Source organism: Sphingomonas jatrophae, from assembly GCF_900113315.1.
Taxonomy (GTDB): domain Bacteria; phylum Pseudomonadota; class Alphaproteobacteria; order Sphingomonadales; family Sphingomonadaceae; genus Sphingomonas_P; species Sphingomonas_P jatrophae.
In genome coordinates this window covers 1,399,142-1,420,218 of the sequence record NZ_FOZG01000001.1, presented here as the reverse complement: position 1 = coordinate 1,420,218, position 21,077 = coordinate 1,399,142, and the positions used below count along the sequence as shown (strand labels likewise).

Annotated in this window: 31 protein-coding genes; 19 read left to right on the top strand and 12 right to left on the bottom strand. The window is 68.4% G+C overall.

Going from position 1 to position 21,077, the window contains the following annotated elements:
- Nucleotides 1-8 precede the first annotated feature (8 nt).
- The 12 genes from BM360_RS19745 to BM360_RS06695 all read right to left on the bottom strand — a co-directional run bounded on the left by BM360_RS19745 (nucleotide 9) and on the right by BM360_RS06695 (nucleotide 5,294).
- The gene (locus BM360_RS19745) at nucleotides 9-905 is read right to left on the bottom strand and encodes a hypothetical protein (RefSeq protein WP_207544535.1); all 897 of its coding nucleotides are present in this window, start codon (nucleotides 903-905) and stop codon (nucleotides 9-11) included.
- Nucleotides 902-1,783, bottom strand: a complete 882-nt coding sequence (locus tag BM360_RS06735) for a hypothetical protein (protein ID WP_093312679.1) — start codon at nucleotides 1,781-1,783, stop codon at nucleotides 902-904. Before BM360_RS06735 ends, BM360_RS19745 begins: the two co-directional genes overlap by 4 nt.
- 73 nt (nucleotides 1,784-1,856) lie before the next feature.
- On the bottom strand, nucleotides 1,857-2,612 hold the full coding sequence (locus BM360_RS06730) for a hypothetical protein (protein WP_093312677.1): 756 nt from the start codon (nucleotides 2,610-2,612) through the stop codon (nucleotides 1,857-1,859).
- Between the two features lies 1 nt (nucleotide 2,613).
- The gene (locus tag BM360_RS06725; protein WP_093312675.1) at nucleotides 2,614-2,832 is read right to left on the bottom strand and encodes a hypothetical protein; all 219 of its coding nucleotides are present in this window, start codon (nucleotides 2,830-2,832) and stop codon (nucleotides 2,614-2,616) included.
- On the bottom strand, nucleotides 2,825-3,100 hold the full coding sequence (locus BM360_RS06720) for a hypothetical protein (protein WP_093312673.1): 276 nt from the start codon (nucleotides 3,098-3,100) through the stop codon (nucleotides 2,825-2,827). The genes BM360_RS06725 and BM360_RS06720 overlap by 8 nt, the downstream gene beginning before the upstream one ends.
- Nucleotides 3,097-3,531, bottom strand: a complete 435-nt coding sequence (locus BM360_RS06715; protein ID WP_093312671.1) for a hypothetical protein — start codon at nucleotides 3,529-3,531, stop codon at nucleotides 3,097-3,099. Before BM360_RS06715 ends, BM360_RS06720 begins: the two co-directional genes overlap by 4 nt.
- On the bottom strand, nucleotides 3,528-3,692 hold the full coding sequence (locus tag BM360_RS19525) for a hypothetical protein (RefSeq protein WP_165611217.1): 165 nt from the start codon (nucleotides 3,690-3,692) through the stop codon (nucleotides 3,528-3,530). Before BM360_RS19525 ends, BM360_RS06715 begins: the two co-directional genes overlap by 4 nt.
- A complete protein-coding gene (locus BM360_RS19520; protein WP_165611216.1) occupies nucleotides 3,692-3,868 on the bottom strand; it encodes a hypothetical protein in 177 nt (58 codons plus the stop codon). The genes BM360_RS19525 and BM360_RS19520 overlap by 1 nt, the downstream gene beginning before the upstream one ends.
- Nucleotides 3,865-4,227 carry a hypothetical protein gene (locus BM360_RS06710; RefSeq protein WP_093312669.1) on the bottom strand — a complete coding sequence of 121 codons (363 nt, stop codon included), beginning with the start codon at nucleotides 4,225-4,227 and terminating at the stop codon, nucleotides 3,865-3,867. The genes BM360_RS19520 and BM360_RS06710 overlap by 4 nt, the downstream gene beginning before the upstream one ends.
- Entirely contained in the window at nucleotides 4,224-4,631 is a 408-nt protein-coding gene (locus tag BM360_RS06705; protein ID WP_131819203.1) for a hypothetical protein, read from the bottom strand. Before BM360_RS06705 ends, BM360_RS06710 begins: the two co-directional genes overlap by 4 nt.
- Nucleotides 4,632-4,722: 91 nt before the next feature.
- On the bottom strand, nucleotides 4,723-4,917 hold the full coding sequence (locus tag BM360_RS06700) for a hypothetical protein (protein WP_093312664.1): 195 nt from the start codon (nucleotides 4,915-4,917) through the stop codon (nucleotides 4,723-4,725).
- A gap of 14 nt (nucleotides 4,918-4,931) precedes the next feature.
- Nucleotides 4,932-5,294, bottom strand: coding sequence for a helix-turn-helix transcriptional regulator (locus BM360_RS06695; protein ID WP_165611215.1), 363 nt, complete (start codon nucleotides 5,292-5,294; stop codon nucleotides 4,932-4,934).
- Nucleotides 5,295-5,360: 66 nt separating this feature from the next.
- Here BM360_RS06695 and BM360_RS20105 point away from each other — a divergent pair, with 66 nt between their 5' ends.
- The 19 genes from BM360_RS20105 (at nucleotide 5,361) to BM360_RS19280 (ending at nucleotide 21,065) form a co-directional block, all read left to right on the top strand.
- Nucleotides 5,361-5,594, top strand: coding sequence for a helix-turn-helix domain-containing protein (locus BM360_RS20105; RefSeq protein WP_093313834.1), 234 nt, complete (start codon nucleotides 5,361-5,363; stop codon nucleotides 5,592-5,594).
- Between the two features lie 137 nt (nucleotides 5,595-5,731).
- Complete coding sequence (locus tag BM360_RS06685; RefSeq protein WP_093312660.1) at nucleotides 5,732-5,935, top strand: hypothetical protein; 204 nt, start codon at nucleotides 5,732-5,734, stop codon at nucleotides 5,933-5,935.
- The gene (locus BM360_RS06680; RefSeq protein ID WP_093312658.1) at nucleotides 5,932-6,438 is read left to right on the top strand and encodes a hypothetical protein; all 507 of its coding nucleotides are present in this window, start codon (nucleotides 5,932-5,934) and stop codon (nucleotides 6,436-6,438) included. The genes BM360_RS06685 and BM360_RS06680 overlap by 4 nt, the downstream gene beginning before the upstream one ends.
- On the top strand, nucleotides 6,435-6,884 hold the full coding sequence (locus tag BM360_RS06675; RefSeq protein WP_131819202.1) for a hypothetical protein: 450 nt from the start codon (nucleotides 6,435-6,437) through the stop codon (nucleotides 6,882-6,884). The genes BM360_RS06680 and BM360_RS06675 overlap by 4 nt, the downstream gene beginning before the upstream one ends.
- An 11-nt stretch (nucleotides 6,885-6,895) precedes the next feature.
- Nucleotides 6,896-7,369, top strand: a complete 474-nt coding sequence (locus BM360_RS06670; protein WP_093312653.1) for a hypothetical protein — start codon at nucleotides 6,896-6,898, stop codon at nucleotides 7,367-7,369.
- Nucleotides 7,369-8,808 carry an SGNH/GDSL hydrolase family protein gene (locus tag BM360_RS06665; RefSeq protein WP_093312651.1) on the top strand — a complete coding sequence of 480 codons (1,440 nt, stop codon included), beginning with the start codon at nucleotides 7,369-7,371 and terminating at the stop codon, nucleotides 8,806-8,808. Before BM360_RS06670 ends, BM360_RS06665 begins: the two co-directional genes overlap by 1 nt.
- The gene (locus tag BM360_RS06660; protein WP_093312649.1) at nucleotides 8,805-9,287 is read left to right on the top strand and encodes a hypothetical protein; all 483 of its coding nucleotides are present in this window, start codon (nucleotides 8,805-8,807) and stop codon (nucleotides 9,285-9,287) included. Before BM360_RS06665 ends, BM360_RS06660 begins: the two co-directional genes overlap by 4 nt.
- Nucleotides 9,284-10,426: a DUF7146 domain-containing protein gene (locus tag BM360_RS06655; RefSeq protein ID WP_093312647.1), complete on the top strand. Its 1,143-nt coding sequence runs from the start codon at nucleotides 9,284-9,286 to the stop codon at nucleotides 10,424-10,426. The genes BM360_RS06660 and BM360_RS06655 overlap by 4 nt, the downstream gene beginning before the upstream one ends.
- Entirely contained in the window at nucleotides 10,423-10,614 is a 192-nt protein-coding gene (locus BM360_RS06650; protein ID WP_131819201.1) for a hypothetical protein, read from the top strand. Before BM360_RS06655 ends, BM360_RS06650 begins: the two co-directional genes overlap by 4 nt.
- Nucleotides 10,614-12,533, top strand: a complete 1,920-nt coding sequence (locus BM360_RS06645; RefSeq protein WP_093312643.1) for a hypothetical protein — start codon at nucleotides 10,614-10,616, stop codon at nucleotides 12,531-12,533. The genes BM360_RS06650 and BM360_RS06645 overlap by 1 nt, the downstream gene beginning before the upstream one ends.
- 1,074 nt (nucleotides 12,534-13,607) lie before the next feature.
- On the top strand, nucleotides 13,608-14,231 hold the full coding sequence (locus tag BM360_RS06640; protein ID WP_093312641.1) for a hypothetical protein: 624 nt from the start codon (nucleotides 13,608-13,610) through the stop codon (nucleotides 14,229-14,231).
- Between the two features lie 23 nt (nucleotides 14,232-14,254).
- On the top strand, nucleotides 14,255-14,515 hold the full coding sequence (locus BM360_RS06635) for a helix-turn-helix domain-containing protein (protein WP_131819200.1): 261 nt from the start codon (nucleotides 14,255-14,257) through the stop codon (nucleotides 14,513-14,515).
- Complete coding sequence (locus BM360_RS06630; protein WP_093312637.1) at nucleotides 14,512-16,062, top strand: hypothetical protein; 1,551 nt, start codon at nucleotides 14,512-14,514, stop codon at nucleotides 16,060-16,062. Before BM360_RS06635 ends, BM360_RS06630 begins: the two co-directional genes overlap by 4 nt.
- A 28-nt stretch (nucleotides 16,063-16,090) precedes the next feature.
- Entirely contained in the window at nucleotides 16,091-16,318 is a 228-nt protein-coding gene (locus tag BM360_RS06625) for a hypothetical protein (RefSeq protein ID WP_093312635.1), read from the top strand.
- Nucleotides 16,319-16,326: 8 nt separating this feature from the next.
- A complete protein-coding gene (locus BM360_RS06620; protein ID WP_093312633.1) occupies nucleotides 16,327-16,908 on the top strand; it encodes a hypothetical protein in 582 nt (193 codons plus the stop codon).
- Between the two features lie 57 nt (nucleotides 16,909-16,965).
- A complete protein-coding gene (locus BM360_RS06615) occupies nucleotides 16,966-18,627 on the top strand; it encodes a portal protein (protein ID WP_093312631.1) in 1,662 nt (553 codons plus the stop codon).
- Nucleotides 18,628-18,817: 190 nt separating this feature from the next.
- Nucleotides 18,818-19,141: a Bbp19 family protein gene (locus BM360_RS19285; RefSeq protein WP_131819199.1), complete on the top strand. Its 324-nt coding sequence runs from the start codon at nucleotides 18,818-18,820 to the stop codon at nucleotides 19,139-19,141.
- Complete coding sequence (locus BM360_RS06605; protein ID WP_131819198.1) at nucleotides 19,131-20,030, top strand: hypothetical protein; 900 nt, start codon at nucleotides 19,131-19,133, stop codon at nucleotides 20,028-20,030. The genes BM360_RS19285 and BM360_RS06605 overlap by 11 nt, the downstream gene beginning before the upstream one ends.
- Before the next feature lie 63 nt (nucleotides 20,031-20,093).
- Nucleotides 20,094-21,065: a hypothetical protein gene (locus BM360_RS19280; protein ID WP_131819197.1), complete on the top strand. Its 972-nt coding sequence runs from the start codon at nucleotides 20,094-20,096 to the stop codon at nucleotides 21,063-21,065.
- The last annotated feature ends 12 nt before the right edge of the window (nucleotides 21,066-21,077 follow it).

The window sequence follows — 21,077 nt, the reverse complement described above, 5'->3', positions numbered from 1 at the left end:
GTACGCCATCACCCTTCCCCCGCGCTGGTGGGCGTCGGTGCGGCGGCGAGCGCATCAACAACGAGGTCGACAAGCTCGGACGGCTTCACGGACGCAATCTGTACGACGTTGCCGCCGCGATAAAACCGATCCGTAATCGCCCGGCGCGCCCTTGCGCGGGCAGCGTCGTGCACCGCAACCCCGCTGCTGGGGCGGAGAGCGAGCACTTTGGCGATTGCAGGCCGGTAGCGGTCAAGCTCGTCCTGATAGTGCGGATTGCGCTTGAAATCTCGGCTGGGCTCCATGGCCTCGACGAACAGCCGTGTAGCGATGCTGATTTCCGTTTGATCCGCTGGCGTGGCGGGGGGCTGGTTCAGCGCGATGTGGTGCGTGATGCCCGGCTCCTTCATCCGCTCCGGGTGCTCGCGCGCAAACGCCTCGAACTCAGCGATGCGATCATGCACGGCTTGCTGGTGATGCGGGTCGCGGACCATGGACAGGTAGGCGAGCAGCACAGGCAGCGCGTGATGATCGCGAGCGCGAAAGATGATGATTGGCTCGTCGGGCGGGATCGGTTCGCCGCTGATCCGGTTGACGAATTGCCCGTTCCGGAAGGCGAACTTGCGATCTTGCCCGTCAGCCTCCACCCCGCCCGGCTCGGGAACGGAGAGGGCGGCTTCAAGGGCTTCCAGCACATGCGGCCGATATTTGCGGAGATGATAGGCGGCGTCCGCCACGGCCAGCTTTGCCGCCTCCCGCAACTGCGCGCCACCCGCGGGCGGGAGGGCCGATCGCGCTCCTTCGTATGCCGCGTCCCAGCGCTTGGCCGTGTGACCGTGACAAGGATAGGTGCGCTGGCCGCTGCGATACTCGGGCACGACCTTGTCGGCGATCTCCGCGCAACGCGTGTTCAGGTCGAGGCTCATGCGGCTTCCCTAAGCTGGGCGGCGGCTGCTCGGGTGGCAGACCGCGCGACAATGGAGAGGATCTGCGCGATCGCTTGGGCGTCGGCGGCGATGGTGGCGGCGTCCTGGTCGGTGCGGCGGCGGGCGAGATCCGCGTGCATGGCGTAGAGGCCGCGCTGGCCTTCGGCGTTGAGCACCATGCTGCCGGCGGCGTCGGTGCGGACGTGGAAGGGGCCGGGCAGGCGGTGGCGGAGCGTGATCGGCTCGGCCGCGCCGTCGACGGGGACGGTCGCCTCGATCTCGTCGGGCGGGCAGGCGGTGCCGGCGCGGGCCCAAGCGTCGCGCCGCGCCTGCAGCTCGCGCAGGTGATCGCGGGCAACGTCGGCGGGGAGGCCCTGCAGCTCGCGCTCATAGCCGTCGAGGCGCATCCAGTAGCTCCAGTGGACCGCCTCCAGCCGTTCCATGCGGCGGCGCGCCTCGGCCGCGGACATCAGGCCCTTGGCGACACGCTTGCCCCACATGTTGCGGCGGAGGGCGAGTTCGCGGCGGAGCTCGCGGATCTTCTCGTCCCAGCTGACGGTGCAGGCCGCGACGCGCGCCTCGATCTCGGCCAGCGTGGGGCCGATCGGCGCGCCGGGCGTCTCGGCCGCGGCGGCGCGGACGGCGACCTCGTCGCGGATTGCCGCGAGGATGGTGACGTGGAGATCGGCGTCGGCGCGCTGGATCAATCCCTTTCGGATCATTTCAGGGTAGGCGGCGCGGCGGTGGCTGAGCTCGTCGCCGAGCTCGGCCAGCTGCTCGTCGCGGTCGATCGTCTCGGGCCTGCGGCCGGACAGGCGGATGCCGTCCTGCTCGGGCGCGGTGGCCGGGAAGTCGAAGCCAAGGGGGCGGAGGGTCATGGACGGTCTCCGAGACGGGGGCGGCGAAACAGCCTGAATGCCGCCCCCGATCCGACGCCTGTTGCGGCGGATGCTAGTTGGACTGGGCGAGAAGGGCGTCGCGCACCCGGGCCGCCGCGGCGGCCGCGAGGATCGTCAGCGCGAGGCGGTCGACCGGCACGCTGAGGAAGACACGGGCGTCCGCGCCCGGGGCGGTCCGCATCATGATCTCCAGCGAGCATTCGCCGGCGGCGTCCAGTCGGCTCAGCTCGGGCCAGATGCCGATCTCTCCGGTGGGTGCCGGTGCCTTCGGGGCTGCGGTCGCGGGGGCGGGCGGCGTGGGTGCGGTTGGCTCGACAGCCATAAGCAAGGGCTCCTCGATGGCGGGGGCAGGTGAAGGTTCGACCGGCAACGCCGGCTCGGGCGTGAGCTCCGACATGGCCGGGGCGGGTGGCTGCGGTTCGGCCGCGGGCGCGGCGGCCGGCGGCGGGGCCGTGGCACGAACGTCGCGTGCGACGGCGAGCAGGCGCGCCATGGGCGATGGCTCTGCCGATCGCGTGCGGGCCGCGCGGAGCGGATCCGCGTGGACCGGCTCCGGCGCGGCGGGCGGGCGCTTGGTGGACTTGCCGGTCGCGACGATCGTGACGACGCGCCACTTGTTGCCGCTCTCGACCTTCACCAGCCCCATTTCCTCGAGCTGGGCGAGCAGGCGACTGCCGGCATTGTCGTGCGCCAGGCCGAGGCGGGTGCGGATCGCGGCGTTGTAGGGGCAAGGCTCCCCGATCGCGGCGATCTCGGTCAGCCACTCCAGCAGCTTGCGCTGGTTGCGGTTGAGGGAAGGGGCTTCCACCTCACTGCCCCGCAGCGTTCAACAGGCGAACGAGGAACCCGACGATGCGTGCCACCTGTTCGTCCTCCAGGTCTCGCTCGACGTCGACGATGCAGACCTGCATGCCGTTGGCATCTACGATTGTGCCGGCCTCGTCCGGTCCGTCGACGCGAACGGGGAATGCGATACCGGACGCGCTGGCAGCTTCGGCAAGCGTGCCGGTGAGAAGCGAATCACTCACGGCCGAACCCTCCCTGCGCGTGACCGATCAGGCGAAGGCCGGCGGTGCGCTCCCAATTCGTGAGCAGCCCTTCGTCGCGGCTCCACGTGCAGCTGGACGCTACGCCGGCGGCGCGCAGCTGATGCTCCTGCCCGGTCGAGCGGTGGCGGGCGCCGTAGCGCTCGACGAGGCCGGCGATGATCGTGTCGGCGGATCGCTTCGCCTGCCGCTCGGACTGGACGAACTCGACAGCGGCGCGCAGCCGCTCGATCGCGGTGGGCTTGTTCATGCCGCCGCCCTCCCGCGGCCGAGCGCTTCGCACCGGCTGCAGAGATCGTCTTCGACCCAGCTGCAGGGCTGGCGATCGTGGAGGCAGGCGTCGCCGGGGGTGCAGCCGCAGGCGCGGCAGGCGGTGTGCGGCTCGATCGGCACGATGTCGAGGCGGGGAAGGAGCGGGCCGCGATCGATCAGCGAGGGGCGGTTGCGGATGCGGTTGAGGAAATCGACCACCTGTTCCGCGGTCGCCTCCTGTTCGCCGAGCTCGGCCATGCCGTCGCTCCAGCGCCCGGTCGGGCAGGCGGACAAGGCGGCCAGCTGCGCCTCGCAGGAGGCGTCGGGCGTGCGGATGACGACGCTGGCGGACCAGCCGTTCGCATAGTTGATCCGCACGCGCGGCTGCAGCGTGTCGGGCACGAGATCGGTTTCGAACGAGGCGGTCATGGACGCTCCTTTCGGGTGGTGCGGATCTGCAGGCGGGTGGCCTGCACGATGATCGCGCGCTTGCTGCGGCGAGGCAGGAAGCGGAGGCAGGCGCCGCTGGCGCCGGCGGGATAGTGGCGGCGGAGGACGGCGAGCTCCCGCCCGCTCCACGGGGCGGACATCAGCCGCGCCACCAGTGGAGCAGGACGCGCGCGAACATCCAGGCGAAGGTGGAGAGCGCGAAGATCGACATGGCGATCTCGACGCGGCCGAATTGCGAGGCGGGCTCACCCAGCGGGTGGATGGGGGCGCGCCGGTGCGGGCGGGTGCGATCGTCGGGGTGGAGCGGGGCGGTCACTTGCCGAGCAACCTTGCGATGACGGCCGCCGCAGCTTCGCCGGCGGCCTGCTCGACCTCGTCGGCGATCTTGAGCAGCGTGGTGCCGATTGCGCGCGCCTGCTCGGGGTTGGGCGTGTAGATGATGCCCCGGCCGACCGATCCGCAGCCGCATTTGCACGGCTCGCGATAGACGTAGAGGGCGATGCGGCTGGCGCCTTCGATCACGATGTGGCCGATCGAGCTCGCGTCGCCGTGGACCAGTTGGACCGGTCCCTCGCCGAGATCGGCGATGTGCGTCGGGATCTGCTTCTGCGGATCGCCGACGGCCGACAGATAATCGGGCGCGTTCGTGACGCTGACGCGAAGCGGCCGGGTCATCCGCGCCTCCGCTGGGCGAGCAGCGCGTCAAGGTTGCCGGCGTTGGCGTCGAGCGCGTCGGCTTCGGCGGCGGCGCCGGGGGTGAGCGCTTCGAGCGCGCCGGGCGGGAGCTGGCCGTCGAACCAGGCGTCGACGGCGATGCGCTGCCAGCGGGCGTGCGTGCCGACTGCCTCGGCGCCGACGAGCAGCTTGGTGCCGCGGGGATGCGGCAGCGGCGCGGGAAAGCCCTCAAGCTTGATCAGCTGGCGGAGGTAATTGACCTGCCAGTTGTGGCTGCGCTGATCGCAGCCGAGACGGCGGGCGATGGTGCCCATGCCGTAGGTGAGTGCAGGCCGCGGCGGGAGGGGAGCGGATCCCCAGCGCGCCTCGGCACGGGCCGTAGCGGGAGAAAGAGAAGGGGACACGATGCGCCTCCGTTCGTGTGAACGGCGGCCAACGTAAGCATGTAGCTTACAGCGTCAAGCGGAAATGTAAGCGATACGCTGACAAGCCCGCTTAGCTGCGGATCATGAACACCTCGACCCAACGCAAAAGCGTCCAGTAGAGCGGCCAAATCGCTGACATAAACGCGTTCGCTGGGATCGCGATCAGCCAATTCCAAGCGGTGTAGGTGTAACCGTCGAAGAAGGTCAGAAATACGAACGTGGCAAGCGCGACGGCCTGGTAAATCCAGGCGAAAACCCGCGGCATAGCCACCTCCTCCGCTAAGCGACCTTCTTGCCCCTGAAGGGTAGCATGGCGTCGGTGACGCGGTGAAGTGTTTCGCGCTGCTCCTCGCTCGCCTCACGCAGCCGCGTGATCAGCGTCTGCTCCTCCGCTGTGAGAGACCAGGGATTGTCCTCTTCTGGCAGGAGATCGGCTGGTGCGCAGCTAAGTGCACGACTGAGCCTACGCATGTAATCTAGGGTCAGCTCCATCTTGCCGCGCTCGAGATCGCTCACGGTCATCTTGGACGTGCCGATCGCGTCCCCCAACTTCTGCTGGGAGAGGCCTGCTGCCATGCGCAGCTCACGAATGCGGTTGGGCGCTTCAGCCATCGACTGAAACTGTAAGATTTCCGCTGACACGGTCGAGCCGCTAAGTTGCTTACACGCCCTTGTCAAACAGTAAGCGTATGGCTTACCTGTGCGACTATGAGGCAGGCGAGCATAGCGCATCCGCTCCGTCGGTGGCGGCAGGCGAATAACCTGACCCTTGAGGCGGCTGCCGCTGGGGTAGGAACTTCGCGGCAGGTTTGGTCTGATTGGGAGCGGGGCCGTCGCCGGCCGGGCCCCAAGCTGATGCCGAAGCTGCGAGAGTTCACGGGCCATGCGATCACGGCTGACGTGTTCTTTCCTGCAGCTGGCGACCAGCGGGAAGCCGCATGACGAAGGCGTGTCCTCTTGCTTCATGCGAGACCTCATCCCTAACAGCGGGTTCATCTGTTCCCGTTCCGTTCCCGACAAGTCAAGCGGACAATGTGCGTAAAACGCGCAAAACGGAGCGTTCTCCGCGGGCTGGTGCCGTGTCCGAACAGACGCGGCGCAACCGTCAGGTGGGCGGGCGCAAGGCGGCGCTGCAGGTGAAGGCGAACCGCCTGCGCGAGCAGGAGCGGACGGAGCAGCTGTGGGGTCCGAACGGCTCGATGCGCGGCAGCGCGCCGGTCGAAGGGCCGACCAGCATCGCCGAGATCCTTGCGCGCGTGCAGGCGCGGGTGGCGGCGCGATGATCGATCAGGCGGCGATCGCGCGGTTGCGCGGCCAGCTTTCGCCCGAGGCGCGCGTGCGCGCGGGGCGGTTCGCCGAGGGGCTGCGCGACTGGCGGCGGGAGCAGGATCTGGAGCTGGCGGAGGCGGCGCACCGGCTGCTCGTCGGAACGGACTGGCTGGCGAAGGCGGAAGGGCGGGCACTGGATCCGCGGGCGCTGACGCCGAGCCTGACGATCGAGCTGCATCGCCGCACCGGCTTCTACCCCGGCGGCATCAGCGCGGACGAGACACCGCCGCAGGACACCCCCGTCCCCGCGGCGGCGGGTGCGGAGACTTCCCCGGGCTCCGCATCCAACACCGATCGGCCCGACCGCAAGGTGCGGGCGCATTTCGAGGTGCCGGGCACGATCGCGCTGGCGATCGACACGGCGGAAAACCGGCTGACGCTGACCGAGGCGGCGCGGCTGCACATCGCACTGGGGGCGGCACTCGCCCAGGGACGCAAGGCGGGAGCGGCGGAATGAGGATGCGGACGGGCCTCTCCGTCGCTGCGGGGCTGCTACTGCTCTCGGGCGTGCTTCTCGGCCATGCGGCCCACGGTCAGTCGACCTTCCCAACGGTCGCGACGCGTGTGCGCGCGCCCGGCGTCGTGCCGCTGACGTGCCGCGACGGGCGCGACTGCCAGCCGATCGCAGCGCAGGAGGTGCTGGTGCTGGTGAGCGCGAACGCCGCGACGGCGGCGCAGACGGCGTTCGGGGGCGACTACATCTTCGCGCAGGTCTGCACCGCCTACGGGACAGTCGCCCTGCAGGTGCAAGGGCCGGACGGCGGCTTCCAGACGATCAGCAGCAAGGCGGCGAGCGATACGGCGGGCGGCACGCAGGTGCGCCTCGGCGCGTCGGCATCGGTGCGGGTGCAGCTGAGCGGGACGATTGGCTGCGCGGCGACCTTGTCGCGCGTGCCGAATTGAGGGGCGGCGGAATGAAGCAGTTGGCGATGGTGGCCGTGGCGTTGCTGGCAAGTGGCGTCGCGTGGGCGCAGGCGAGCTTCCCGACAGCAGCCGCCGGCGTGCGGGCAGGCGGGACGGTGATGCTGGTGTGCGACGCGGCGGGCAAGAACTGCGCGCCGGCCGGGCAGAGTAACCCGCTCACTGCCGCCGCGCCGATGCAGGCCGCAACGACGTGGTCGAACGGCGCGGTAGCGCAGGACATGCGGGCATTCGCCACCGTCGAGCTGGAGGTTTCGGGGCTCAGTGGCGGAGACACGATCACGGTGTTCCGCACGCTGACGGCCGGCGGCACGCCCAAGGCGCAAGCGTGGGTGGACGGAACGCTGCAGACGGGCACGGCGATCGGCTCAGACGGCACCTACAGCTTCACGGGCTCCGGTTTCATGACATGGAGCAAGACGGGCGCAGCCAGCACCCCGGCCGTGGTCATCCGGGGGAGCAACTGATGCACGCTCTGGCACGACTGATTGCCGCGTTGCTGCTTGCCGTGCTGGCGGTCACGCCTGCGGCGGCGCAGGACATCCCTGCACGCGGACTGGCGGCAAAGGCGCGTGATTATGCGCTCACCGGCACGACCGCTCTCGGCCATATCAAGTGGCAGCTCCTTCAGGGGCGAGACGCGAGCATCCTCGTTGACAGCGACAGCACGGGCAATTCTGCCAGTGCGCCGCGGGAAATGCCGTTCCGGCTGGCGGATGAATATGCCCGGCTGTTCCCGGCCGCGACGATCATCGTCAACACCTGGAACACGACGACCTCCACCTATACGGATCAGACGATCGTGCAGAGCGGGAGCGGACCTACGCTGACGATCCAGAACTTCGCGGTGCCCGGTGCGGCGCTGTTCTACGCGATGGGATCGTTCTGGACGGGTGCCTCACAACTGGCGTGGGTCACGCCGGATGCTGTGATCTTCAACCACGGGCACAATCATGTCGTCGGCACGACGATCGAAATGGTGCGGGGCGAGCTGCTGGCCGGCGTTGAGATGTGGCGGCTGTTCCATCCGGGCGTGCCGATCGCCATCGTGACGCAGAACCCGCGCTACGGGGATGACTTCATGGCGACGGCGTATGCCGCGTGGCGCGACGTCGCGCGGCTACGGCCAGATGTCGAGGTGATCGACAGCTATGCGCTTTGGATCGCTGCGGGGAAGCCTGCCAGCTGGTATCTCGATGCAGTCGGCGACGGCATCCACCCGGCTGATCCGGGTTTTGTTGGGGCGATGGTGCCGGCCGTGCGGGGCGAGCTGGCGGTAGCGCCGGCGCGGCCTGCCCGCGGCGCGGTCTCGCTGTTCGAACCGTCGGCGGCATCGCAGAACCTGTTGCTGAACGGCGGGTTTGAGCTGTGGCCGACTTCGCCCGGTCTGCCGACTAACTGGCTCAGCAGCGGCACCATCACGGCTGAGAAGGACACGTCGATCTACCGCAATCAGCGGCTTGGCTATTCCTTGAAGCTGACGGCTTCGACCGCAGGCGCCTACATCTACCAGGATATCCCGGCCTTCGCCTCCTTACGCGGCAAGCCGGTGACGTTGACCGTCTGGCTTTACCGGCCAACCGGTTCAACTGCTGGCGCCGCGCGCGTGGCGGTCACAGCTCCTGCGCCGTCCGGCGGGACCGTGACGATCACCACCCGGGCCAATGCGCCGATCTCGGCCAACCTCAACGGCTGGCAGCCTTGGGTGATCAGCGGGTTGATGGTGCCGGCCAACGCCAGCAGCCTGCGTGTCGTCATCTATCAGGACTCGGGTACGCCTTCGGCGAACCCCGTCTATTTCGATCAGGTGGTGCTCACGCCGGGTTATCTGCCGAAGGCGATCAGCAGGCTCGATCTGCCCCGCCTGCCCGCAAATGGCGTCGGTGCGAAGCAGATGGCGGCATGATCGCCTTGCTTGCTCTCGCGCTGCAGGGCGTCGTCGCACCCGCTCCGATGACCTCGGCGGACGTGGCGGCGCAGGTGGCGGCGGCGGTGCCACCGACGTGCGTGACAGCGCCGGCGACGGACACGGTAGGCGGCACGGCCGGCGCCGGCGTACCGTGCGTCCACCGGCAGGATGCGGCGAGCGCCACCGTCGTGATGCCGGCGACGGCGACGACGCTGGCGGACTGCACCTTCTCGGGCGCGTGGCCGGGCACGTTCACGTCGGCGCCGACGACGGCATTCGCCAGCGCGAAGACGACGGCGGACCCGTTCACCTGTCAGGTGGGCACGGCGACGACGACAGGCTTTGCCGGCAAGTGCTGGAAGCAGGCGCAGTCGCTGACGCTGCCGAGCCTCGCGACGAACCTGCTCGGCCTGACGTTGCCGACGGCGCCTGCGGCGCCGGCCGGGATCACCGTGATGGTGGTCGGCCGGCAATGAACCGTGCTGCGAGCCATGCGCCCGCTATCGACGTCGCGACGATCGCCCGCGGGCTGAATGCGCGCGCGGCCGAGCTGGCGACGTGGCTGCTGCCGAACGGCCGCCGATCGGCGTGCCGGCGGTGGTGGGAGACGAACAACCTGTCCGACACGCCGACCTCGGACGGCGGCCGCTCGCTCAAGGTGGAGCTGCAGGGCGCGCACCAGGGGCAATGGCGCGATTATGCCAACATGGCGGAGAGCGGCGACATGATCGACCTCGTCGCGCTGCGGAACCATGGCGGCGACAAGGGCGCGGCGATCGCGTGGGCGAAGTCCTATCTCGGCCTGGACACGATGGACCCGGCGCGGATCGAGCGGGTGCGGTATCAGGCGGCGCAGGCGGCCGAGCGCGATGCCCAGGCCGCGGCGAAGGAACGCGAGGCGAAGATCCGCGGCGCGCGGGCGCTGTGGCTGAATGCGCCGGAAGCGTTCGAGGGGACGCCGGCGGCGCGCTATCTCGAAGGTCGCGGGATCCGCGCGGAGCTGCTGCCGGAGAAGCGCTGGCCGGGGTCGCTCCGCTACCATGCCGAGGTGTGGAATGTGGATGCGGGCGTCAAGCTGCCGTGCATGGTGGCATGCCTCGTCACGCCGGACGGCGCGCAGGTGGCGACGCATCGCACGTGGCTTGGCCGCGATCCCCGGACCCGCGGCTGGGTGAAAGCAGATGGCGCGGAGCTCGGCGTGCCGCGGGGCAATGCGAAGAAGATCCTCGGCCGATCGGGCGGCGCGTTCGTGCCGATCGCCAAGGGGGCGAGCGGCGTCAGCCTGGGCGCGCTGAAGCGGCCGGATACGATCTACCTGACCGAAGGGATTGAGGACGCGCTGACCGTCGCCTGCGCCAAGCCCGAGGCGCGCGTGGGTGCGGCCTATTCGGTCGGCAACATCGGCGCGATCGAGTTTCCGCCGCTGATCGAGCGGATCGTGATCGTGGCGGACCGCGACGACAAGATCCGCGCGGTCGAGGCGCTGGAGCGCGCGATCGCCAAGCAGCAGGCGCGCGGCAAGCACGTGCAGCTCGTCATGCCGCCAGTGGGGTTCAAGGACATGAATGCTTGGTGGCAGGCCGCGCTGGCCGAGCGTGGGAGTGCGGCGGCGTGAGCAATCCGTGGGATCGCAACGAGGGCAAGCTTCAGCCCACCAGCCTGCGGCTCCAGCCCCCGGCGCGTGGGCAGATCGCCAAGCTTGAGGCGGCAAAGCGTGCGGTCGCCAAGCGCCAGGCGGCCGACGACTATGACATGGTCGCCGAGCGGCTGCGCTACCGCGGCATCGAGCCGGTGGGCGCCTGATGGCCGGCGGGGGGCGTCCTGACAACGTGGTGGCGATCGGGGCGGCGCTGGATGCGCCGATCGACGCGCCGCGGCTGGCGGACGAGGGGGATCAGGCGCCGTTCGGTGGGCGCGACGAGGATGACGGTCTCGATCGGCCGCGCATCCCAAAGGACTGCCCGGTGCGCGCGTTGGGGATGAAGCAGCAGACCTGCTATTATCTCGACGTTCAGGGGCAGCTGATCGCGCTCAATCCGCGCGATCACGGCAAGAACAACCTGCTGATGCTGTTCGCGCCGCTGACGCATCTGCCGACGAAGTTCTGGCCGCGGTGGAGCGCTCCAAGGGTCAATCACAAGACGGGCGAGATCACCAAGCCGAGCGAGATCGTCGGGTTTGCTCAGGACGAGGCGAGCGAGGCGCTGATTGCGGCATGTGGCGAGGCGGGGATCTTCGACCCCCTCGGCCGCGTGCGGGGGCGTGGCGCGCATCCGGGCAAGAATGGTGCGCTGGTCATCCACACCGGTGACAAGGTGATGGTGACGCAGCGGCGGGTGGACGGCGCGGCTAAGGCGGCGCGCTGGTTCGATCCGGGCGTGATCGACGGCTTCGTCTATCCGGCCGACGCGCCGATCCCGCGGCCGCACCCGGACCCGGTGCCGGTGGAGGCGGGCGAGCGGCTGCTGCACATCCTGTCGACGTGGCAATGGAAGCGCCCCGGGCTGGACGCGATGCTGGCGCTCGGCTGGATCGGGCAGGCTTACATCTGCGGCGCGGTCGACTGGCGGAGCCATATCTTCGTGACCGGCGGGAAGGGCACCGGCAAGTCGACGCTCAATGGCAAGAACAAGCTGCTCGACCGGCTGCTGAGCGGATCCGCGATCCGCACCGGCTCCGCCAGCGAGGCGGCGATCCGGCAGAAGCTGCGGCAGCAGACGGTGCCCGTTATCTTCGACGAGTTCGAGCAGAGCGAGTTCAACGCGCAGAAGACGCGCGCGATCATCGAGCTGGCGCGCGTCGCATCCTCGGGCGACGACATGAGCAAGGGCGGCGCCGACCACCAGGCGCACGATTTCACGCTGCTGAGCGCGTTCCAGTTCTCGGCCATCCTGATGCCGGAGATGCTGCCGGCGGATCGCTCACGCTTCGCCGTGCTCGAGCTGATGCCGTTCCCGGCCCCCGACCCGGCCGATGCCGGCGACGAGGCGGAGAGCGGGATCGACCTCGACGCGCTGAAGCTGCCCGAGCTCGGCCGCCAGCTGCAGCGGCGCATGATCGACGGCTGGCCGCGCTTTGCCGAGACGCTGCGGCTCTACCGCAAGGCGCTGGAGCGCGTCGGCCACGTGCCGCGGGGCCAAGACCAATATGGCACGCTGCTCGCCTGCGCGGACCTGCTGCTCTACGACCATGCCCCCGAGCGCGAGCTGGTCGACGAATGGGCGGTGCGGTGTGCGCCGGAGAGCATGATCGAGATCCGCGACGCGGACGAGGAGCATGACGCCTGCCTGACGCACCTCGCCACGAGCGCGGTGCAGGCGCGCGGCGGTGACGAGCGCGAGACGGTAGCGGCTTGGATCAACGAGGCCCTGAACGAAGCGCGCACGCCGGACATGGGCGGTGCGCGCGAGACGAAGTTCGCGCGGCGGCTGGAGCATCAGGGGCTCAAGCTCGTCACCCCGACCCGTACGGAAGCCGGCGTGCGTGGCGCCAAGGCGTATCGCGGTGACGGCGAGGCAATGCTGGCCGTCTGCGGCGAGCATCTGAGCCTCGCAGCGATCTTCTCGACCTCGCGCTGGCGGGCGGGCGCGTGGAGCCAGGCGCTCGGCCGCGTTCCAGGCGCGATGACGGGCGTGAAGGTGAAGTTCGACGGGCGATCGCTGCGCGCGGTGTGCGTGCCGGTCGGCGCGATCGTCGACGATGCAGCAGGCGATCCGGCATGAGGCGCGGGCATCAGATGACGCGCGGGGCCAGCGTCGGGGCGCCGGAGGCGCGCCGGCGCGGTGCGGCCCCGCTCCGCTCGACCACTCCGGGCGGGGAGGGCGATGACTTGCCTGCCGCGCGCGAATACTTGCGCTCGTCTTCCTTTGCCCGTGCCCCCGGCCCGTTGCTTTCGGAGAGGAATTGGCGCGGCGGCCATTCGTCGGCCTGCGGCGGGTCAGGGGGAGGCGGTTCCACGGTTCCGGGGGGTGGAACCGAGCGCGGAACGCCTAAGTGCCTGATCCGACAGGAGAGTTGCGCCCGGTTCCGGAGTTCCGGCGCGGCGGCCTTGCGCGTGATGCGTGCGGCTGCGTGGGTGCCTGTGCGCGTAAGGCTCTGTCTCTCTGGAACCTTGGAACTCTGGAACCAGAAGGGAAAGAGTGAGGGGGATCAGCAGCTTGGCGGTTCCGCACGCGGTTCCGCCCTCGCGACCGGCCGGAACCGGGATTGTTTAAGGGGCGGATATGCCTCGCCGGTCTCGATCGGGCCGGATCAGGGGCTGGATAGGGCGGGCGCTCGGCGCGGGTTTCGGGCGGGGGGGTGCCTCGGCCGGGCGGCGGGCGAGCTCGTCCAGGCGGGCCGAGCGGATCGTGCGATTTCAGGCACTTACACGGGTGGCGCGGCAGGCGTTGGAATGGCGGCGTTGGAATGGCTCGGCCAAGTGCCTGCTATGCCTCGCCTTTCTGGCATGACGCAGAAGCTTGGCGGGTTGTCGCCGCAGCGTCTCGGGGGCGGCCTGGGCGATCCGGCCGAGGCCCCCCCGGCCCCCCCCAGCGCCGCGCGCGCCAGTCATCAGGGGGCGGCAGCAGCCGTTTTTTGGCCGTGGGCCGGCTCCCCCCTTCTTCGCGGCTTCGTGCCAGCGCTGACGGAGCGCGGATCTTGGTGGCTCGATAACGGGTCGGGGGATCGTGCCTCTGCTCGCTCAGCGGGCCGCGTCGGAGAGACGGCGGCACGCGCGCTGGCGGAGCGGGTCAGGGATCAAGATTGGTCCGGTTCGCTGAGGGGCGATGCGCCGACGATGGGCGGAGGGCACCCCCATGTCAACTAAGCCGACGGGAGACGCCGCGATCGTCGACGAGTTCGTGGCGGAGGCCAAGGCGCTCGTCGCGCAGGCGCAGCCGGCCGAGCAGCTGGACATGCTCGATCCGGTGACGCCGGAAGAGATGCTGGACGCGCGCGAGCAGCTGGGCCCCGCTGCCGGCCGGCTGGCGGTGTTGCGCCAGGCGCGCGAGACGAAGCGCGGCCGGCCGGCCGGATCGCGCAACAAGCGCACGGACGAGTTCAAGCGCTACATCCTCGGCTTCGGCCAGCATCCGGCGCTGACGCTGATGCAGATCCAGGCGACGCCGCCCGAGGTGCTGATGGAGGCATCGAAGCGGGACAAGGTGTTCAGCGTCAACAAGGAGGGCAAGCTCGTCTCCTACGAGGAGACGATGTCCTATGAGGCGGCGCAGGCGCTCCGCGTGCGATGCGCCGAGGGGCTGCTGCCCTATCTCGAAAGCAAGATGCCGACGGCGGTGGACATGACGTTCAGCGGCGTGGCGGATCTCGTGATCGAGGGCGTGACGCATACCGCGGCCGAGCTCGCCGACTATACCGAGGTCGACATCCTCGCCGACGATGCGGAGTTCGCGCCGGCCGATCCGGAGGACGAGGCGTGATCGCCAACGGCGTCTTCCGGAACTTGAGCCGCAAAAACGGCTCAACTCGCGACGTGCGGCGCATGAAGGCGCTGGAGAGCGCGGCCGAGATCGTCGGCGGGCAACCGGCGCTGGCGGCGGCGATCGGCATCGGCACGCGGGCGCTGCGGGCGAAGATTGCGGCCGAGCGGCCGATCAGCGATGCCGAGCTTGTCGCCGCGCGGACGGCCGTGCGCGCCGCGGCCGAGCGGGCGACGCAGCTGGCGGATCGCATCGGCGGCCTGCTGCCGGGAGCAGGGGCATGACGCCGCGCCGACGCCTCGTCTCGCCGGGGCCGGTGGCGGATGCGTTCATGCGCAGCCGGGCGTTCATCTCGATCATCATCGGGCCGGTCGGCTCGGGCAAGACGATGGCGGCGCTGCAGAAGGGCCTGCGGGTCGGTGCGCTGCAGAAGGGGACGGTGGACGCGAAGGGTGTGACGTGGCGTAAGGCACGCATCGGCGTGATCCGCGAGAGCTACCCGTCGCTGCAATCCACCACGCTCAAGAGCTGGTTCAACATCGTGCCCGAGGCGGAGGGCAACTTCCAGTGGAAGCCGCCTTACACGCACAGCTTCCGGCGCGTGCTGCGGCGCGAGGGCAATGTCCGCGACGGCCGCCCGATTGACGTGCTGGACATCGAGTTCGAGTTCCGCGCGATCGGCGACCAGTCGGTCGAGGAGGCGTGCCGCGGCTGGGAGGTCAACGCGGTCATCATCGACGAAGCGGATCTCCAGCCCGAGGACCTGGTGCCGTTCCTGACGGGGCGCGTCGGCCGCTTCTCGGACCTTTCTCCTGAAAGCGTCGTGGATCCGCAGATCATCTGCTCGCTCAACATGCCGGACATCGAAAACCACATCTACCGGCTGGCGTTCGACGGTGAGCTGGGCGGCATGAGCGAGCAGGATCGGGCGGATCTCGCGACCGCGCTGCAGGGACGGCCGCTGATCGAGAGGTTCGTGCAGCCGGGCGGGCGCGAGCCGGATGCCGAGAATTTGCACAACCTGCCGAACGGCCGCGGCTATTACGTGCTGCAGGTCGCGGCGAACAAGCACAAGCCGGGCTACGTCGCGCGCATGGTCGACAACAAGCCGGTGCCGATGCAGCACGGCCTGCCGGTGAATGCCAGCTTCACGTTTACCGAGCATGTCCGGCCGCTGATCTTCATCCCACGGCGCAAGCTGATCCTCGGGGTGGATCAGGGACTGTTCGCCGCAGCGGCCGGGCTGCAGCGCGACTTCGACAATGCGATCCGCACACTGGTGGAGGTGGTGAACCTCGACGAACGCGGCAAGGCGCTGAAGAAGGTCGGCCCGACAGCGTTCGGGCAGCGGTGCAAGGCGGTGCTGTCCAACCGCTTCCCGGATCTCGCGCCGGAGGATCTGCGGGTGGTGGCGGATCCGGCAGCGTTCGCGGCCGACGATCGCGAAGACAATGAGCATGACTGGCTGCTGGCCTTCCAGGCGGCGATCGGCGTGCGCGTGCATCGTGCGAAATCGAACCGGGCGGCGCTGCGCAACGAGGCGATCTGGCGGGCACTGGACGCGCGCGGCGGCTATTCGATCGACGAGAGCTGCAAGCATCTGATCAAAGCGCACCTCGGCGGATACCGCTACCAGAAAGCGACGCTGCAGACGGGCGAGACGCGCGGCCATCTGGAGATCGCCGACACGATCTACACGCACGTTGCCGATGCCGAGCAATATGCGGCGCTGGAGGGCGAGCATGTCGTCTCCGGCCTGCGCGGCAAAAGCCCGCGCACGCGCGCAGTGCGCAACGACAGCGACTTCGACGTCCACCAGGGGGTGCGCTGATGAGCCCCCGGCACAGGAGCATGTGACCATGGCCATTCTCGGGAAGATCATCGCCGCGCCGCTCAAGGCGCTCGGCATCGTCTCGACCCCCGGCAAGGCGCCGTCGCCGCTGCCGTCGGTGACGCGCGACGATGCGGTCGCCCAGGTGGCGGCGGACGACGAGCTGCGGCGGCGCAAGGGCGGCGCGGCCGACATCATCACCGGAGCGACGGGTGCCGAGGCGCCGCTGACGGGTGGAAAACTGATCCTCGGCTGAAAGGACGCATGATGGGAACGGAACAGACGGGCGGCGACGCCATGGAGCAGGCGCGAAGGGCGTTCGACGCCGGGGCCGATGGGAGCAGCCAGACGGCGGCGAATGTCGCGGCGCTGCAGCAGCAGGTCGCAGACCTGATGGCGGAGCGGGACGCGGCGATCGCGCGCGCGGAGAAGGCCGAGGCTGGCGGGAAAAAAGCGAAGGCCAAGGTGGCGGAGCTGCCGGCCGAGAAGAAGCCGCGCACGCTGAAGGCGATCGACGATGACAAGGCGCTCGATCGCGACGCGCTGAAGGCGGCGATCGCCGGCGCCGAGACGGTCGAGATCGCCTTCGTCGGCAAGGGGGATCGCGAGGTGGCGGGGAGCCAGCCGCAGGCGATCGAGGGCGAGGTGTGGAAGGATCACCCGCGCGGGCTGATGCTCGACCAGCCGGTGACGCTGCACGGCCCCGCGCAGGGCGGCGCCGCCTATCAGGTCGCAGGCTATGCGCTGATCGTCGACGGCAAGCCGGTGGCGCGCACGATGCGGTCCGAACCGCTGATGATCGCGCCGGGTCAGACGGTGAAGCTCGAAAACGACATCCACTTCTAGGCCAGGGCGGGCGCGAGATCGGCGCGCCTCTCCGCTTAACACAAGGCAACAACCGAGATGGCCGACGACAAGCTGCAGGACGATGCGCTGGTGCAGGGGATCATGCGCGATCAGGCGCGCATGGAAGCCGAGCGCATGCCGTGGGAGAGTGTGTGGCGCGAGATTGACGAACGGGTGAACCCGCTCGGCGCCGGCGCCTTCACCGGCGGGAAAACCCCGGGCAGCGTGCGCGGCGCGGCGAATTACGACGTCACGGCCGTAGAGGGACTGGACCGGTTCGCGGCGGCGATGGCGGCGATCACGATCCCGCGGAACACCCAATATATCCGCCTGAAGTTCGGCGATGCCGACCTCGACAAGCTGCCGAACGTGCGGCGCTGGTGCGCGCAGACGGCGGACCGGCTGCACGCGATGCGTTATGCCCCGCACGCCGGCTTCCAGGTGCAGGGCGACGAGGATTTCCGCCAGCTCGGCACCTACGGCACGGGCGCGCTGTGGACGGGCGAGCGGCCGGGCCTCGGCCTGTTCTACAAGACGATCCACCTGAGCGAGATCTGGATCGACGAGGATTTCTCCGGCCGGGTCGATACCGTCCACCGCAAATATGAGCTGACGGCGCGGCAATGCGCGCAGCAGTTCGGCGAGGATGCGCTGACAGGCCGGATGCGCGATGCGCTGCGGCCGGGTGGCAATCCGGACGCCAAGTTCGAAATCTTGCACGTCGTGCGGCCGAACCGCGAGATCGAGCGGGAGGCGCTGGACTGGCGGCGCCTGCCGGTCGCAAGCATCCACGTCGCGATCGCGGACAAGGTGGTGCTGCGGCGCAAGGGCTTCCACTCGATGCCGATCAGCGTCAGCCGGCACGTGACCGGGCCCGGCGACAAATATGGGCAATCGCCGGCGATGAAGGTGCTGCCGTCGATCCGGACGCTGAACACGGTGGCGCACACGCTGCTGCGGGCGGCGCACAAGATCGTCGATCCGGCGCTCGCCTTCTATGACGATGACGGGATCAGCAGCATCATAACGCGGCCGGGCGGCATCACGCCCGGGCTGGTGAACGAACGTGGGCAGACGCTGATGGCGCGCGTGCCCGGGCCGGAGGGGAGCGACCTGCCGATCGGGCTGGAGATGATGGAAGGCGAGCGCCGCGTGGTGCGCACCGCCTTCCTCGAGGATTTCTTCAAGATCCTGACGGACCCGAGCGACCGAATGACGGCGACGCAGGTGATCGAGATGATCGGCAAGCAGGGCGTGCTCGTCGCGCCTTATGCCGGGCGATACGAAACCGAGAAGCAGAACCCGGTGACGCAGCGCGATCTGGAGCTCGCCATGCTGCGGGGGCAGGTCGAGCCGCTGCCAGAGGAGGCGCGCGAGGCGGGGGCGTGGCCGCAGACCGAATATGAAAACCCGCTGACACGCATGGCGCGGGCGGAGCGGGCTGCCGGCCTTGCGCGGTGGATCGAGGCGATGGCGCCGCTCGCCCAGGTCGATGACGGGGCGGTATTCGACCATATCGACACGGACGAGGCGGCGCCCGGGCTGGCCGACGTGCTCGGCGTGGATCCGCGCTGGGTGGCGACGCCCGACAAGGTCGCGGCGAAGCGGCAGGCGCGCGAGGACGCGAAGGCGGCGACGGCCGGCGTCGAGCAGCTGCAGGGCGCGGCATCGGCCTATGCGGATCTCGCCAAGGCCAACCAGATCAGCGAGGCGGCTTGATGGATCTGCAGGTCGATACATGCCCGCACAGTGGCTGCGTGCGCTTCTCGGCGGTGCCTGAACCTGACCCCGCGAGCACAGTCGCGTGGGCCGAACGAGTGCTGTTGAGCGATTACCAACAGGCTCGCGGCTACATCATGGTGGCGCCAGAGGCACTTCGTCGGCTGATTGCGGTTGCGAGGACAGGGTTGTGAGCGCGGCACAGATCAATGCGCTGCGCGTGCGATCGGTGAAGATCAGCCGCGCATTTAAAGCGTTGTTCAAGGGCGGGGTGCCGGTCAGCCGGTTCTACCGCTGGCTGTTCCATGTGGACGGCGAGCTGCGGCGCGACGGGCAGATCGTGCTCGCGGACCTGCGCGACTTCTGTTTCGCGGACCGGCCCACGTTCGACAGCGATGCGCTGGTGATGGCGCGGCGCGAGGGGCGGCGGGACGTGTTCCTGCGGATCACCAATTACCTCAACCTGGACGAGAGCGTCGTCCGGCAGCTCATGGAGATCGACGATGGCATTTGACGGCGGGGATGGCGGCGAGGGTGGCGACCTGGACGCGCTGCTGGGCGGGGCGGCGGCCGGGGATGGCGGCGCCGGCGGCGGCGCTGGCGGCGGCGGCGATGGCGGGGCGAGCGGCGACGGTGGTAGGCCGGCGGCGGACTGGCTGCAATCCTTCTCGGCCGATCCGGGTGACGAGAATGCGCCGTCGCACCGGGATTGGCTGGCCTCTAAGGGGTTCAAGTCGCTCGACGACGTCGCCAGGAGCTATCGCGAGACGGAGAAGGCGCTGCGCGGCAGCGGGCGTATCAGCGTGCCGGGGGAGGGCGCGAAGCCGGAGGAAATCGCCACGTTCCGCGAGGCGATCGGCGTGCCCAAGGAAGCGACGGCCTATGAAATCAAGGCGCCCGACGGCGTGAAGCTGAACGAGCCGTTGAACGATGCGCTGCGCGCCTCGGCGCTGAAGCATGGTGTGCCAAAGGGCGCGTTCGAGGGACTGGTGGGCGATTACATCCAGGCGCAGCTGGACGAGACGGCGGCCGAGACGCAGCGGCAGGATGGGCTGGCGGCGGCCAAGCTGAAGGAGTGGGGCGCCGGCCGCGACGAGAAGCTGGCGCAGGTGGAGGCGGCGTCTCGGGCGCTCGGCTTCACCAAGGCGGATCTCGGCGGGTTGCGTAACGCACTCGGCGCCGATCGCGCTCTCGATCTGTTGGCGAAGCTCGGCAACGGCATGGCCGAAGACACGCTGATCAACGGCGGGAAGGGGCGGTTCGGGATCACCAGCACCGAAGCGCGGGCAGAGATGGACCGGCTGAAGACGGATCCGGAGTTCCAGAAAAAGGTGATGGTGAAGGGATCGCCGGAGCGGATCCGGTGGGATCGGCTGAATGAGGCAGCAGCTGCCGCTGCTTGACAAAGCGAAGCGATCACCTGACCCGTCCTTCCGCCGAGACGTTTAGCTGAGCAGGAGAGTCGGATGCCGCCGCAGAAGGAAAATTCGGGTCAAGCTCTCGGATCGGCGGGCAGCGGAAAGGCTATCAACTCAGACGCACAGAAGGTGTGCGGCATCGTCATGCCCATTGCGGCCATGGGCGAGGAGTACTCTGAAGCGCATTGGGTTCGGGTTCGACGAATCCTCCAGAAGACGATTGAGAATGCTGGCATGCGCGCACAGCTTGTTTGGGAAAACCCTGAGGTAGATGTTATACAATCCGCCATCCTGCAAAATTTATATGAAAATGACGTAGTAATTTGCGACGTAAGCGGATTGAACTCCAACGTGATGTTGGAAGCAGGTCTGCGCCTATCAACAAAAAAGCCAACGATCATCGTGACCGACAAGGTGCACAAGCCTCCGTTCGATATCGGAAACGTCCGTTACATCGACTACCAAAGGGATCTTGAATTCAATGCCATTGAAGACTTCATGAGGCGTCTCGAAGATCGCATTCGAGAGGTTCAGGAAGCCGCGCAAAAAGGAACATATACCTCGTTTGTAGAAAATTTTCGATTTGAGACAGTATCGCCTCAAAGTGTCGAAGTGACAGCTAACGAGTTTTTGTTGGAGAAGATAGAGGCTCTTACCACTGCTGTTAGTCGGCTGGAGCGGTCACAGCGAAAGACTTCTTTTACGGCGCCGCGTCTAGTTCGTACGTTCTCGGGGCCTACGATCAATGATGAATTGAACGTCTTTAGTGATCGGAATCAGAGAGTAACCTTCGAGGCGCAGCTTGCAGACGACGTGGTCCCGGCGGTTGTTGCTGAAATCAGTGACATAGATGGCATAGCTTCAGAGGGGCAGTATGTATCTGATCGCACGTGGCTAATTAAGAACGTTGTTGATACTGCCAAAATTCCGATGGACACGGCGCGCAAGTTGATAAGTTCTAAAGTTGAACGCGGCGAAGAGTTGTCGAAGCACGTGTGGAACAATAGGCGGGATTCCTGACACTAGGCGAGC